The 14,471-nt window shown below is 71.0% G+C and carries 12 protein-coding genes; 7 read left to right on the top strand and 5 right to left on the bottom strand.

Going from position 1 to position 14,471, the window contains the following annotated elements; genetic code table 11:
• Positions 1 to 46 precede the first annotated feature (46 nt).
• Positions 47 to 769, top strand: a complete 723-nt coding sequence (locus ACWDGI_RS36500) for a hypothetical protein (RefSeq protein ID WP_450766604.1) — start codon at positions 47 to 49, stop codon at positions 767 to 769.
• Between the two features lie 72 nt (positions 770 to 841).
• Positions 842 to 1,339, top strand: coding sequence for a glycosyltransferase family protein (locus ACWDGI_RS36505; protein WP_046731250.1), 498 nt, complete (start codon positions 842 to 844; stop codon positions 1,337 to 1,339).
• Between the two features lie 6 nt (positions 1,340 to 1,345).
• Here ACWDGI_RS36505 and ACWDGI_RS36510 read toward each other — a convergent pair whose 3' ends face one another.
• Together ACWDGI_RS36510 and ACWDGI_RS36515 are read right to left on the bottom strand one after the other, a co-directional pair.
• Entirely contained in the window at positions 1,346 to 3,331 is a 1,986-nt protein-coding gene (locus ACWDGI_RS36510; protein ID WP_450766606.1) for an N-acetylmuramoyl-L-alanine amidase, read from the bottom strand.
• Between the two features lie 254 nt (positions 3,332 to 3,585).
• Complete coding sequence (locus ACWDGI_RS36515; protein WP_450766608.1) at positions 3,586 to 4,725, bottom strand: aminoglycoside phosphotransferase family protein; 1,140 nt, start codon at positions 4,723 to 4,725, stop codon at positions 3,586 to 3,588.
• 266 nt (positions 4,726 to 4,991) lie between these two features.
• Between ACWDGI_RS36515 and ACWDGI_RS36520 the strand changes: the two genes are divergently transcribed.
• Complete coding sequence (locus ACWDGI_RS36520) at positions 4,992 to 6,491, top strand: DNA-binding protein NsdB (RefSeq protein WP_450766610.1); 1,500 nt, start codon at positions 4,992 to 4,994, stop codon at positions 6,489 to 6,491.
• 53 nt (positions 6,492 to 6,544) lie between these two features.
• On the opposite strand, the gene ACWDGI_RS36525 is transcribed toward ACWDGI_RS36520, so the two are convergent.
• Entirely contained in the window at positions 6,545 to 7,975 is a 1,431-nt protein-coding gene (locus ACWDGI_RS36525) for a PP2C family protein-serine/threonine phosphatase (RefSeq protein ID WP_450766612.1), read from the bottom strand.
• Positions 7,976 to 8,322: 347 nt separating this feature from the next.
• Between ACWDGI_RS36525 and ACWDGI_RS36530 the strand changes: the two genes are divergently transcribed.
• Together ACWDGI_RS36530 and ACWDGI_RS36535 are read left to right on the top strand one after the other, a co-directional pair.
• Positions 8,323 to 8,736 carry an SsgA family sporulation/cell division regulator gene (locus tag ACWDGI_RS36530; RefSeq protein ID WP_351707504.1) on the top strand — a complete coding sequence of 138 codons (414 nt, stop codon included), beginning with the start codon at positions 8,323 to 8,325 and terminating at the stop codon, positions 8,734 to 8,736.
• Positions 8,737 to 8,876: 140 nt separating this feature from the next.
• Positions 8,877 to 10,910 carry a phosphocholine-specific phospholipase C gene (locus ACWDGI_RS36535; protein ID WP_450766614.1) on the top strand — a complete coding sequence of 678 codons (2,034 nt, stop codon included), beginning with the start codon at positions 8,877 to 8,879 and terminating at the stop codon, positions 10,908 to 10,910.
• On the opposite strand, the gene ACWDGI_RS36540 is transcribed toward ACWDGI_RS36535, so the two are convergent.
• Positions 10,900 to 11,928 (bottom strand): Gfo/Idh/MocA family protein, encoded by a 1,029-nt coding sequence (locus ACWDGI_RS36540; protein ID WP_450766616.1) that lies wholly within the window; start codon positions 11,926 to 11,928, stop codon positions 10,900 to 10,902. The genes ACWDGI_RS36535 and ACWDGI_RS36540 overlap by 11 nt on opposite strands.
• 67 nt (positions 11,929 to 11,995) lie before the next feature.
• Positions 11,996 to 13,090 carry a baeRF3 domain-containing protein gene (locus ACWDGI_RS36545; protein ID WP_450766618.1) on the bottom strand — a complete coding sequence of 365 codons (1,095 nt, stop codon included), beginning with the start codon at positions 13,088 to 13,090 and terminating at the stop codon, positions 11,996 to 11,998.
• Positions 13,091 to 13,206: 116 nt separating this feature from the next.
• Between ACWDGI_RS36545 and ACWDGI_RS36550 the strand changes: the two genes are divergently transcribed.
• Together ACWDGI_RS36550 and ACWDGI_RS36555 are read left to right on the top strand one after the other, a co-directional pair.
• A complete protein-coding gene (locus tag ACWDGI_RS36550) occupies positions 13,207 to 13,557 on the top strand; it encodes a hypothetical protein (RefSeq protein WP_450766620.1) in 351 nt (116 codons plus the stop codon).
• 89 nt (positions 13,558 to 13,646) lie between these two features.
• Complete coding sequence (locus ACWDGI_RS36555) at positions 13,647 to 14,450, top strand: alpha/beta fold hydrolase (RefSeq protein WP_450766622.1); 804 nt, start codon at positions 13,647 to 13,649, stop codon at positions 14,448 to 14,450.
• Positions 14,451 to 14,471 lie beyond the last annotated feature (21 nt).

Consider the following 14,471-nt stretch of genomic DNA (forward strand, 5'->3'; position numbering starts at 1 on the left):
ACATGCCTGGAGCGCGACGGTGCCCGTCCACGGGGCGAGGAGAAGAATGAGCGGCCTGCTCTCCGACGTTCTCGAGGCCCACGGCGGCGTGCGGCGGTGGGAGCAGCTGACGACCGCGACGGCCACCATCGTCAGCGACGGCGAACTCTTCGCGGCCAAGGGCCTGCCTCAGGACCTCCAGCCGCGCCGAATGACAATCGGTCTGCACGAGGAACGCGCGTCGGTGAGTCCCTTCGGCTCCCCCGAACAGCACACCGACTTCACGCCCGGCCGGGTAGCGATCATGCGGAGCGACGGCACGGTCGTCGCCGAGCGTCTCGACCCGCGCGAGTCGTTCTCGGGGCACGTCCTGGACACCCCCTGGGATCCGCTGGACCGTGCCTATTTCAACGGCTACGCGCTGTGGACGTACCTGACCACACCCTTTTTCATGATCATGGACGGCATGATCGTGGAAGAGAAGGAGGCCTGGGCCGAATCGCCGACCAAGCGCTGGCGCGGTCTGCGGGTCACGTTCCCGGACGCCGTCGCAAGCCACAGCACGGTCCAGGACTTCTACTTCGGGGACGACCTGCTCCTCAGGCGGCACGACTACCACGTGGACATCGCCGGCGGGTTCGCGGCCGCCCAGTACGTCACCGACTTCGAGGAAGGGGACGGCATCAGGTTCCCGACCAGGCGTCGCGCGTATCTGCGCGGGACCGACGGACGGCCCGATCATGATCACGTCATGGTGAGCATCGATCTGAGCGACGTGCGCTTCTCGTGACGCGTGTCCGGGCGCACCCATCGGGGAGGCGCGGCGGTGGGGAAAGCGCCGGGGCCCCGTACCATGGACCGCATGTCGTTCCTCCGTCGCCGCAGCGCCACTCCCGCCGGCCCCGACTTCGACGTACTGGCCATGGACCCGGGCGACTGGCCCGGCAACCTCGGCGCCGGGCTGCTGCCCGCCCCCGACGGCACCTGCCAGGGCGTCTTCCTGCGCTACGACCTCTTCGGCGGCCGCGGCCCCGCGATGATCATCGGCAACCTCCCCGAGGGCTCCCCGGCCCGCGAGGTCGCCGAGGACGAGGTCCCCTTCGAGGTGGGCCAGCTCCTGCTCGCGCTGGAGAACGACGAGGACGTCACCGTCGTCGGCACCGAGGACATGCCGGTGCTGCAGGGGGACAACCTGCTGATCGTGCGTCGCCTCAAGCTCTCCGAGAGCCGGATCTCCTGTGTCCAGTTCGACCGCAGTGACGGCGTCCTCGTGACCATCGCCGCCTGGGACCGCCCGATCACGGACGACCTGTACGCCCTGCTGAAGCCGCTCCCGGCGGAGTTGTTCCAGCAGGGCTGACGACGGTTACCTCCGCCCCCACCTGCCGGCGGGCGCCACCGTCACGTCGGCCGCGCGGACGAACTCGACCCGGTGGCCGTACTGGATCTCGTAGTACAGGTCCTTGCCGACCACGACCCGGTGCGAGGCGGTGTCGAAGGTGACCGCGTAGTAGTACTCGCCCGGCACCGCGTCACCGACCACGTACTCCTGGCCCGCGGGGATGGTGTACGGCAGCGCCGACACCGCCTGCGTGGGTACCCCGGAGGGGTACGCGGACGCCTCCGGATAGGCGCGGCCGTACACCGGGATGCTGGTCAGGCCCGCCTTGGGCGTCACCACCAGCCCCGCCGCGGTCACCGCCGTCGGCGCCTTCGCCGGGTTCTTGAACCAGGCCTTCTGCCCCAGGTACCAGATCGCCGTCCAGTCACCCCAGGTGTCCGCCACCGCGTACTGCTGGCCGGTGGAGACCCGCGAGGAGAGATCGTTCACGTCGGCCGTCGGCGTCCTGCCGAGGCCGATGTCCTTGATCAGGGCCGAGCTCTCGTCGTGGTCGGAGTACAGCCGTACCTCACTGGAACCGTGCGCGGCGCACGGCTGGCCACTGGTGGCACAACCGGTGTACGTCGGCTGGTTCGTGGCGTAGTCCGGCAGGATCGTCACCAGACCGCCCTTCTTGCCCGCCGTGCGCTTGAAGGGGTGCTCCAGCAGCTCGAAGTAGTGCCGCCAGTCCCAGTACGGGCCGGGGTCGGTGTGCATCCCGGGGATCGTGGAGGTGGTCGGCCCCGGCACGTTGTCGTGGCCCAGGATGTGCTGCCGGTCCAGCGGGATGCCGTACTCGGTGGTCAGGTACTTCACCAGCCGGGCCGACGACCGGTACATCGCCTCCGTGTACCAGGCGTCCGGCGCGGCGAGGAAGCCCTCGTGCTCGATGCCGATCGACTTGGCGTTGATGTACCAGTTGCCCGCGTGCCAGGCCACGTCCTTCGCCTTGACGTGCTGGGCGATCAGACCGTCGGTCGAGCGGATGGTGTAGTTCCAGGACACATAGGTCGGGTCCTGGACCAGGTTGATGGTCCCGTCCCAGGCGCCTTCCGTGTCATGGATGACGATGTACTTGATGCTCTGCGAGGCCGGCCGGTCGCCGAGGTCGTGGTTGCCGTAGTCGTTGTCCCCGAACTCCTCGTAGGGCGCCGGGATCCATTCGCACGACACCGTTGTCGGGCATTCCGTGTCGTCCGCCGCCACGGTGCGCAGCCCGGTCAGCTTCAGCTGCGCGCTGTCGGCCGTCAGCTTCGGCTGGGCGGCGAGGGCGACGAGCTGTCCCTCGTCGGTGGTGCGCTCCTCGCCCGTGTGGAGGACGTCGAACACGTCGTTCGCGTACGCCGCCGCGGTCGCCGAGTCGTCGGCGCCGGAGAAACGGGCGATCGCGCCGTACCAGTCGGCCGGGTCGGCGCTGAGCGGCTGGTGCAGGGACTGCTGGGCGGAGGCCAGCAGGGCGGCGCCGCCGGCCACGTTCGCCGCCGGGTCGGTGCGCAGCTCGGCCGCGGGGATGCCGGTCAGCCCGGCGGCCCGGACCAGGGTCCTGAGGCGGGCCGGGAGCGCGGAGTTCGCCGGCACCTTGACGCTGGGGTGCAGGGCCGGGCGGGCGCTGTCGCCGCGGGCGTCCTCGGTTCCGTCGGCGAAGTGCTCGGTGGTGGTGGCCAGCGCGGTGCGCGCGTCGGTGAGGTGCATCGGGCCGTAGCCGCCCGTCACACTCGGCGCGCCGCCATGGGTGTCCCAGCGGGACTGGAGATAGGAGACGGCCAGCAGAACGCTCTGCGGTACGTGGTACTCGGCGGCGGCGGACGCGAACGCACGCTGGAGCAGTCCGGCGGACGACGAGGTCTCGCCGGGCGGCGGAGCGGCACCCAGCAACGGCAACAGCAACGCCGCGGAGCCGACCGCAGCGGCCGCCCTCCGCATACGTCTGCCGCCACGAGTGGGCGCTGGCTCGGTGACGGATCCTCGCAATGCGGCCTCCTGGGGCGATCGAGCGCGGCGGGGCGTGCGGGGCTGAGCGTGGCTCAGTGGTACCGGCTTGCCGACGATCCGTCAATCATGCCCAGAGGAGGGAGAATTCCCATGTCATACGATGATCGTGGGAGTTTCGCGCCGGAGGCTCCCGGCCTGCGCGGCGTCAGTGGCGTACACCAGTGAACGGTACGGCCGTCCGAGAAATCCGCGGCGCGCGGTTGCCCTGAGCGCACCGCGGATTCCCGTCCCCGTCAGCGAGTGCCGACCGCCGCGCGCACGGCCCGGCGGGCCAGCTGGCAGTCGTCGTGCAGCCGCCGGAGCAGCAGCCGCTGTTCCTCGCCGGTCGGCGCGGCACTCGGATGGGCCATACCCTGTGCCGCCGGGGTCGCGTCGTGCATCGAACGCTGCACGGCGGTCTCGTAGGTCCGGATCTCCCGGGTGAGGACCAGCATCAGGTTCACCAGGAAGGCGTCCCGCGACGCGGGCCCCGCCGACTGGGCGATCTGGCTGATCTGACGACGCGCCACCGGAGCGTCCCCGAGCACCGACCAGAGGGTCGCCAGGTCGTACCCCGGCAGGTACCAGCCCGCGTGCTCCCAGTCCACCAGCACTGGACCGGCCGGCGACAACAGGATGTTCGACAGCAGGGCGTCGCCGTGGCAGAACTGGCCCATCCCCTGCCGGCCCGCCGCGACCGCGATGCCGTGCAGCAGCTTCTGCAGGTCACCCATGTCCCGGTCGGTGAGCAGACCCAGCTCGTGGTACCGGGAGATACGGGCCGCGTAGTCCACCGGGGCGTCGAAGGTGCCGGCCGGGGGTCGCCAGGCGTTCAGGCGGCAGATCGCGCCCAGGGCGGCCCGGATGTCCGCCCGGGGCGGAGCCTCCGCCGGGTGGCGCTGTACCGCCGCCACCCGACCGGGCATCCGCTCGATCACCAGCGTGCAGTTGTCCGGGTCGGCCGCGATCAGCCGCGGCACCCGGATGGGAGGCCGCTGCCGGACGAACGAGCGGTATGCGGCTATTTCGTGGCGGATCCGCTCCGCCCAGGCGGGGGAGTGGTCCAGTAGACACTTGGCTACTGCCGTGCTGCGCCCTGTCGTCCCGACGAGGATCACGGACCGCCCGGAGCGCCGCAGCACCTGCACCGGAGCGAACTCCGGGCAGATCCGGTGCACCGACGCGATGGCGGTGCGCAGCTGTGCCCCCTGGGGGCCGGACAGGTCGAGTCTCCCGCTGAGCGGTTGGGTGCCGGGCCCCGCGGCGCGCCGTTGCCGGCCCACGACCGGAACGGCGGCCCCTGTACGCGCGGGGTCGAGATAGGGTCCGCTGCCCGCCGGGCGGGGGCGCAGCGTCCGGGGCGGGGCGGACACGGAGGACGATGCTGCGTACATGGGCGATACAGATCCCTTCGTGTACCTGCGGTGCCTGCCTGAGAAGTCCTGCGAGAGGTCCTCGGCGCCCACCCGGCCCGGCCGCCCGGGCACACCCTGGGGAGTGTGCCCGTCGAGTGGCGACCGGGTCGGGGTGGCGCGTTCCTACCTGACACCCGTCGCCCAGTGGCACACCATCTGGCGCACCCTGGCGAACCGTGGCGAATAGTCGCCCGGCAATCGTCACGGGGCTACTGTCAACTCAGCCGAGAACCTGGGGGCTTGACGTGAGCGGACAATCCAACACCCGTCTCTCGGACCTGTTCGGCCTGGCCGGCTGGTCCAAGGGCGAACTCGCGAGGCTGGTCAACCGGCAGGCGGCGGCGATGGGCCACCCCCAGCTGGCGACCGACACCTCCCGGGTGCGGCGGTGGATCGACACGGGAGAGATCCCGCGCGATCCGGTGCCGCGGGTGCTGGCGGCCCTGTTCACCGAGCGTCTCGGCCGTGTCGTGACCATCGAGGACCTCGGTCTGGTACGGCACGGGCGTACGGGAAAACGGCCGGACGACGGGAACGTGGAACATCCCGACGGCATGCCGTGGGCGCCCGAACGAACCGCCGCGGTCCTCACCGAATTCACGGGAATGGACCTCATGCTCAACCGACGCGGCTTGGTGGGCGCGGGTGCCGCGCTCACCGCGGGATCCGTACTCAGCAGCGCCATGTACGACTGGCTGCACACCGACCCCACCCTGAAGGCCGACGCCCCCGTCCTCGACGATCCTCTGCACGCCGACCCCGCTGGGTTCGACCGCTACGAGGCCGCCCCCATCGGATCCGAGGAGATCGAGGAACTGGAGCGCTCCGTCGAGGTGTTCCGTGCCTGGGACGCGGCCCGCGGCGGCGGGCTGCAGCGCAAGGCCGTGGTGGGACAGCTCAACGAAGTGGGCGGCATGCTCGCCTACCGTCACCCCGACCATCTCCAGCGGCGCCTGTGGGGCGTCGCCGCCAACCTCGCCGTGCTCGCGGGCTGGATGTCGCACGACATCGGCCTGGAGCCCACGGCCCAGAAGTACTTCGTCATCGCCGCCCACGCGGCCCGTGAGGGCGGTGACCGGCCGCGTGCCGGGGAGGCGCTCTCCAGGGCGGCTCGCCAGATGGTGCACATCGGCCGGCCCGACGAGGCGCTCGACCTGATGAAACTCGCCCAGTCCGGCTCGGGTCACGAGGTGCTGCCGCGCACCCAGGCGATGTTCCACACCATCGAGGCGTGGGCACAGGCGTCGATGGGCAAGGGCCAGGCGATGCGCCGCACCCTCGGCCAGGCGGAGAGCCTCTTCGTCTCGGACCGCAGCGACGTGCCGCCGCCGAGCTGGATGCAGATGTTCAACGAGGCGGATCTGTACGGCATGCAGGCCCTGGCCTACCGCACGCTGGCCGACCATGACCCGAGCGCGGCCGTGCACGCCCGGCACTATGCGGACAAGGCCCTGACGTTGAGGGCCGACAGCAAGCAGGAGCGGTCGAAGATCTTCGACTTCCTCTCCATGGCCTCCGCCTGCTTCATCGCGGACGACCCCGAACAGGCGGGCCACTACGCACGGTTGGCCCTGGTGTCGATGGGATCGAACTCCTCCCACCGCACCTGGGACCGGCTGCGCCAGATGTACCGGCTCACCGCCGAATACTCCAGCTATCCGAGGATCCAGGACCTGCGGGAGGAGATCAAGCTCGCCCTGCCCAAGGTCAGGAACAGGGGGACGAACAACAGCGCACAGGCGTAGGGGGCCTGTGCGCATCCAGACTCACTGGTTGATCCGGGTGGCGGCAGCCGCCCTTATTCACTCACCTTGGCGATGAGCACGCAGGCCTCGTCCTCGCGTTCGGTCTCGCCGAACTCCTCGATCACGGCCCTGACACAGTCCTGGGCGGTGGGTGCCGCCCCGAACCGCGGGGACAGGCCGAGGAGACGGTCCAGGGAGTCCGCCGCGCTGTGCCCGGGCAACAGCCCGTCGGTGTGCAGCAGGAGCAGATCGCCCGGTTCCAGGGTCACTTCGGCCTGCCCGTAACCGGCTCCCGAGGTCGCGCCGAGCAGTACGCCGTCCGGCGCGCTCAGCACGCACCCCGTCCCGTCGCGGAACAGCAGCGGGGCGGGGTGCCCTGCCTGTGCCCAGGTCAGGGTGCGGGTCATGGGGCGGTAGCGGCAGCAGACGGCGCTGCCGAGGGCGGGTTGCACGGTCGCGTCGAGCAACTGGTTCAGCAGGGACATGAGCTGCCCCGGCTGGGCACCGGCCATCGCCATGCCGCGCACGGCGCCCAGCAGCATCGCCATGCCCGAGGCGACGGCGACACCGTGTCCGGTGAGGTCGCCGACGCTGAGCAGGGTGTCGCCGTCGGGCAGGTCCAGCGCGTCGTACCAGTCGCCGCCGAGCAGGGCGCCGGCCCCGGACGGCAGGTGGCGGGCGGCGGCGTCGAGGGTGCCCGGGCCGCCGCGTGGCAGCCGCAGCGCACTGCGCCCCGGCGGCAGCACGGCTTCCTGCAGTTCGGCCGCGAGCCGCTGCTCGGTACGGTCCTGCCGGTGCTGATGACGCATCGAGTCACGGGTCTCGCGCACCGTGCGCTGACTGCGCCGCAGTTCGCTGACGTCCCGCAGCACGGCCCACATCGAGGCGGTGCTGCCGTCACCGCCGAGCACCGGCTCGCCCATCATGTGCACGGTCCGCACGTTCCCGTCGGGCCGCAGGACGCGGAACTCGCCGTCGATCGGCTTGGCGTCGACCAGGCAGTCGGTGACCATCGCGGTCAGTCCGGGCCGGTCCTCGTCCAGGACCAGGGCGGGCAGTTCGTCGAGGGTGAGCGCGGGCGCGGCCGGGTCGCGGCCGAGGATCTGGTAGAGCTCGCCGGACCAACTGGCCTCGTCCGTCAGGAGGTTCCACTCCGCGCTGCCCACCCGGCTGAGCAGCGAACCGTGCGGGATGTCGGCCGGCGCAGACCGGTGCACCGGCGCGGTGTCCGGTCCGGGCGCCAGGGGCGCGGGGCCGTCCCGCAGCTGCGCCAGGTGCTCGTCCAGATCGTTGAGCTGATGCAGGGCCAGGTCGTACAGCGCGCGCTGCCAGCGGTCCCGGGGGTCCGCACCGTCGCTCCGGGTGTCCCGTCGTACGGCGTCCACGTCGCCCTTGAGCCGCCGCGTCTGCGATATCAACGCCTCGACCGAGCCGCGCCCGGGCGGCTGGGCGGCGGGGCGGTCCGCGGAGACATGGGACGGCATGACGCACTCCGATGCGGGGACGGTACGGCCAGGACGGGCGGGGGACCGGTTACGACTGTTGCACAGCCTGCGACGCCCCGTAAGGGATTTGGCAACACCCGATACGGTGGTGCTTCTGGCATATGCCAGAGTCTTCACGGGCTGGTGGACCGCTATGAAAGACGTACGCGGTCGGGTGGGCAAGTCGTAGGTGCGCTACGCGACTTGACTTACTTTCAAGAGCCTTCGTGTCGCGCTCGGGCGACTGTTCGACGTGCCTGTGTTCACAGTGTCGGGGTCTCGGCCAACCGCGGCAACTCTGTCCGGATTTCGCGTCATGCGAAGGGCACCTGTGGAGTCCTACAGGCATGGACATCACTTTCGAGCAACCCGCCCGCGCCCGGCTGATCACCGCCGAGGACCAGGAGGTCCCGGTGCCCGCCACGCTCCGGTACACCTCCGGTGATCCGCTGGCCGTGTTCGTCGACTTCCCCGCCGAGGTCACCCTCGGCGGCGAGGAGGTCACCTGGACCTTCGCGCGCTCGCTCCTCGACCAGGGTCTCGATGTCCCCGCCGGGCGCGGGGACGTGCACATCTGGCCCTGCGGCCGGGGCCGTACGGCCGTGGAGTTCCACTCGCCGCACGGGCTCGCCCTGCTCCAGTTCGACACCCAGGCGCTCGTCCGCTTCCTGCAGCGCACCCACGAGGTGGTGGCGCCGGGGGAGGAGGACGTCGAGGCGGTCGTGGAGCGGGGTCTGAGCACGTTGTTCGGGGGTGTCTGAGAGGGATCCGGCGGCGACCGACGCGTACTTTGAATTCTGTTCACTCCGTCTCACCGCTCCGGTCCGGACCCTGATGAACGCCCCGTGCACCCTTGCGCGCGGTGTGCCACACGGGCACACCCGTGACGAGGACGGGGCGAATGACACCGATCAGCCGAAGAGGCTTTGTGGGACTGGGCGCTTCCGTGGCGGCGGGCATGGCGGTGAGCGCCGCAGGCCCACGGACGGCGGCCGCGGCCGCGGCCCCGGCCACGGCGACCGGCACGATCTCGGACGTACAGCACGTGGTCGTCCTGATGCAGGAGAACCGCAGCTTCGACCACTACTTCGGGCGCCTCAAGGGTGTCCGCGGCTTCGCGGACCGCAGCGGTATCACCCTGAGCGGCGGCTACCCGGTCTTCAACCAGCCCAACGGGTCGGGCCGCCAGTATCCCTGGAAGCTCAGCGCCACCCCCGACGCCGGCGGCCAGAACGGCGAGACCCTGGCCCAGTGCAACGGCGACCTGCCGCACTCGTGGTCCTCCCAGCACTCCGCCTGGAACAAGGGCCGCCTCGACAACTGGGTCGCGGGAGTCGGCAACGTACGGTCCCTCGGCTATCTGGACCGGTCCGACATTCCCTTCCACTACGCGCTCGCCGACAACTACACGATCTGCGACGCCTACTTCTGCTCCACCCTCAGCGCCACCGGCCCCAACCGCACCTACCTGTGGAGCGGCAAGGTCGACGCAGCCAGCTACGACGGCGGTGACGAGTCCGGCCTGACCTGGCAGAACTACGCCGAGGCGCTGCAGAACGCCGGAGTGACCTGGAAGGTCTACCAGAACGCCCAGGACAACTACGGGGACAACGGCTGCGCCTACTTCAAGAACTTCGCCGGCGCCAAGGCGGGCAACCCGCTGTACGACCGGGGCATGGCCTCGGTCCCGAGGGTGACGGGCTCCACCCCCGACGACATCGCCGCCGCCATCAAGGCCGACGTCGTCGCGGGCACCCTCCCGCAGGTCTCCTGGGTGGTCGCCAACCAGGCCTTCTCCGAGCACCCCTACGCCCCGCCCGGCGACGGCGCCCACTTCGTCAACCTGGTCTATCAGGCCCTCGCCGCCGACGAGGACGTCTTCAACTCGACCGTCTTGTTCCTCAACTACGACGAAAACGACGGCTACTTCGACCACGTCCCGCCCCCGGCGCCGCCCGCCGGCACGGCCGGTGAGTTCCTGAACGGCGTGCCGTACGGCTTCGGGTTCCGCGTTCCGATGATCGTCATCTCGCCCTGGACGCGCGGCGGCTGGGTCTCCTCCGAGGTCTTCGAGCACACCTCCGTGCTGCGCTTCCTGGAGACCTGGACCGCGGCCCTCGGCAAGCCCGCGAACTGCCCCAACATCAGCGCCTGGCGGCGCTCGGTGAGCGGCGACCTGACCGGCGTCTTCGACTTCGCCAACCCGGTCCCCGGGGCCGTCGCCCTGCCCCCGACCAGCGTGATCGGCTACTCCACCTGCGGTCCGCTGCCCAACCCGGTGCCCACCACCAACGCCCTGCCCGCCCAGGAGTCCGGCACCCGCCCGGCCCGCGCACTGCCCTACCAGCCCAACGGGTACCTGGACCACCTGGAGTTCGGCACCGCCGGCAAGATCCTCGCCTGGTTCACCATGGCCAACCAGGGCACCCCGGCCACCCGGGCGGCGCACTTCTCCATCCACCCCAACGCCTACCGGGACACCACGCCCTGGCAGTACACGGTGACCGCGGGCGGCACCGCCTCGGACTCCTTCAACATCGGCACGGGGTACGGCGGCGGCAAGTACGACCTGAGCATGGTCGGCCCCAACCGCTTCCTGCGCCGCTTCCAGGGCGACGCGACCAAGGCCGGCAAGTCGGCCGAGGTGAGCACCCGTTACACCGTGGAGCCCGGCACCGGCAAGCTCGCCGTCTGGTTCAAGATGACCAACTCGGGCTCGGCACCGGTGAAGTTCACCATCACCGCGAACAACTACCGCACCGACGGACCCTGGACCTATCAGGTCGCCGCCGGTGCCTCGGCCGAGGACTACTTCAACGCCGTGGCCTACCAGGGTGGTTGGTACGACTTCACGGTCACGGTGGACTCCGACGCGACCTGGTCGCGCCGCTTCACCGGCCACCTGGAGACCGGCTCCGCGAGCGTCAGCGGCTGACGTCCCCGGCGTACAGGTCCGGGCGCGGGGCGAGTTCGACGGTCGTACGGCCGCCGGACTCCTGCGCCCGGACCCCGGCCTCGGCGACCACGGAGGACGCGTAGCCGTCCCAGACACTCGGTCCGGTCACCCGGCCCTGGCGGGTGGCGTCCACCCAGGACTGCACCTCGCGGTCATAGGCGTCGGCGAACCGCACCAGATAGTCCTGGGGCACCTCCGCGCGGGCGGCGCCCGCCGAGGTGACGAGCATGGTGTGGTCGTCCCCGATCCGGGCGCTGCCCCGCTCGCAGACGGCCTCGCAGCGCACCTGGTAGCCGAAGCCGCAGTTGACGAAGACCTCGACGTCGACGAGGGCGCCGCCGTCGGTCTCGAAGAGCACCAGCTGCGGGTCGAGCAGTCCCTGCGGGGCGCCCGAGGACGGCTGCGGCCGCAGCACGGTCACCGCGGTCAGCTCCTGGCCGAGCAGCCAGCGGGCCGCGTCGATCTCGTGCGAGACCGAGCTGTTGATCACCATGGCGCTGGTGAAGCCGGGCGGCGAGGACACGTTGCGGTGGGTGCAGTGCAGCATCAGCGGCCGGCCCAGCCCGCCGCCGTCCAGCAGGGTCTTGAGGCGTTGGTACTCGGCGTCGTAACGGCGCATGAACCCGATCTGGGCCAGCCTGCGGCCGAGCCTGGCTTCGGCCTCCACCACCCGCAGCGCACCTGTGGAGTCCGGCACCATGGGCTTCTCGCACAGCACCGGCAGTCCGCGGGCGAAGGCCGCGAGCAGCGGTTCCTCGTGCGCCGGGCCGGGCGAGGCGATCAGCACGGCCTCCACACCGGGTGCGTCCAGGGCGGCCAGCGGATCCGCGTGGACGGTGACCCCGTCGAGGCCGGCCACCGCCTCCTTGGCGCGGTCCAGGTCGGGGTCGGCGACGGCCGCCACCCTTGCGCCGCTCACCACTTGGTCGAGCCGTCGTATGTGGTCGGCACCCATGTGTCCGGCACCCAGTACCGCGACGCCCAGCAGCTCAGCCACGCCCACACTCCCTCTCAGCCGACGATCACGCTGCAGAGCCTAGACGTCGGCCGAGGGAGCGGATCCGTCAGTACCGCAGCACCCCGGCGATGCCGTTCTCGTCGCCCAGGGTGCCGTCCGGGACGAAGCGGACGTCGGCACCGGTCTCCAGGCACTGCTCGACGATCTCGTCCACGATGTCGTCGCGGGCATCGAGGTCGCCGCTCGCGGCCGGGATCAGGTGATCGCCGTCGTCACGGACGGCGGTGCGGTAGTTCTCCTCGACGGCCAGGAGCCGGACCCGGCCCTCGCGGGCGCTCTGCCAGACCTCGTCGACACCGGCCGCGAACGTCCTGTGACCGCGCGCGGATTCGAGTTCCCGGGTCACCGACGCGGTGTTGCGGCGGGAGTCCGCCTCCAGCAGCGGCCGGATCACCTGCCACACGGCCTCCGGACCGGCGTGCGTGAGGCCGCCGTGCTGTACCAGGATGCTGTTCCTGGCGACGTTGCCGAACTCCTCCCACAGGGACAGAGCGGCCTGCTCGCCGGTGACGTACAGGCGCCGCGGCTCCTCGCGCAGCAGCGCGGCCATCACGGTGTCCGCGTCCCGCAGGAAGCGCTTGGTGTCCTCGTCACGGAAGGTGCTGGGCATGTCTCCGATGCGCTGCAGACGCTCGGCGTCGAAGTTCTCCTGGCTGCGGGTCATCGGGAAGCCGCCGGCCTCGCTCTCGGTGACCCGGTCGACCCCGCCGTTCCACAGCGTGATCCGGTCGGCCGAGATCGACAGCACCCAGAACGGCCGCTCGGCGGCCTGGGCCGAGACCAGGTTGCGGGTGAGGAAGGTGTCCGAGAGCACCACGCGCTCGGGCACACTGCGGGCCAGCGACCACACCTGGTGCTCACCGGGCGCGGCGAAGATCACCAGACCGTCCTCGGCATGCGCCAGATCGACCTCGGCGAGGGCCCGGTCGAGCTGGTCGAAGAGGTCGCTGCGGCGCTCGCGGGTGACCGCGGGATCGGTCTCCAGCTGCTTCTTCGCCTCGGCCACGACATTGCGCAGCCGGACGGGATCCTGGGTGTTGTCGGGCTCGCGGCGGTGCGTCGGCGTCAGCACGGACACGGCGGGGTAGGGGCGCGGGCGGCGCAGCTCGGCGAGGGTCGAAGGACTGAGTGCGTGCTCCATACCAGCACCATAGGGCCGATTCGCCATTGCGGCATTTGGGGTAATCAACCCAAAGGGAATCACGCGCTGGGAATCACGCGGCGGGATTCGTCCGGTGAGTGGTGGAGGTGAGCGCGATGGCCCGGCTGACCGTCGACGGTGACGAGGTCGTCGTCCGTCTGGGAGGGCGGGAGCGGCTGCTCGCCCACCGCCGCGGGCTCAGGGTGCCGCTCGCGCAGGTGCGCGGGGCCTCGGTGGAGCCCGACTGGTGGCGGGTGCTGCGCGGCGAACCGCACCCGGGCCGCTTCCTGCCCGACCGGTACTGCGTCGGCGCCTGGCAGTACCCGGGCGGGCAGGACTTCGTCGCCGTCCACGAACACGGCCCGGTGGTCCTGGTCGACCTGGCGCCGTCCGCGCCCTTCGCCCGGCTCGCGGTGTCCGCGGACGACGCCGAGGCGACCGTGGCGGCCATCAGACGCACGCTGTAACCGTGTTGAGGCCGGCCGCCCGATGACGGTGGCCGGGGCGGCCGGTTACCGTACCCGGCAGTAACCGGATCACGCCCCAGGAGGCCCCCATGCCGCAGCTCGAAGTCGACGGAGCGGCGCTGACGTACGACGACGAGGGCCCCCGGGACGGCGCCGCCGCACCCCTGGTGTTCATCCACGGCTGGACCGCCGACCGGCACCGCTGGGACCACCAGATGGCACACTTCGCCGAGGACCGCCGGGTGATCCGCCTCGACCTGCGCGGTCACGGCGAGAGCACCGGGGCCGGCGTGAAGACGATCGCCGAACTCTCCCAGGACGTCGTCGCCCTGCTCGACCATCTCGAGGTGGACCGTTTCGTCCCCGTCGGTCACTCCATGGGCGGCATGATCTCCCAGACCCTCGCGCTCACCCACCCCGAGCGGGTCGAGCGGATGGTGCTGGTCAACTCCATCGGCCGGATGACGTACAGCCGCGGCCGCGGTCTGCTGATGGCGGCCTCCACCCTGGTGCCGTTCAAGCTGTTCGTCGCCGCCAACATCCAGCGCGCCTTCGCCCCGGGGTACCCCCGCGAGGAGATACGCGAGTACGTCCGCGCCTCCGCGGACACCCTGCGCGAGGTCGTGATGACGCTGTACGGCGCCATGCGGGCCTTCGACGTCCTCGACCGGGCCGGGGAGATCACCGCGCCCACCCTGATGGTGCACGGCTATCACGACATCCAGCTGCCGGTCGGACAGATGCTGCGGATGGCCAAGGCCTACCCGGACGCCGAGGTCCGGATCATCGACGCCGGCCATGAGCTTCCCGTGGAGCGGCCGGCCGAGCTGACGGCGACGCTGGACCGGTTCCTGACGGCGGCGCCGGTGCGCGAGGAGCGCGCGGACGTGTAGCGCGAGGACGCGACAGCGACA

Source organism: Streptomyces sp. NPDC001220 (assembly GCF_053597895.1).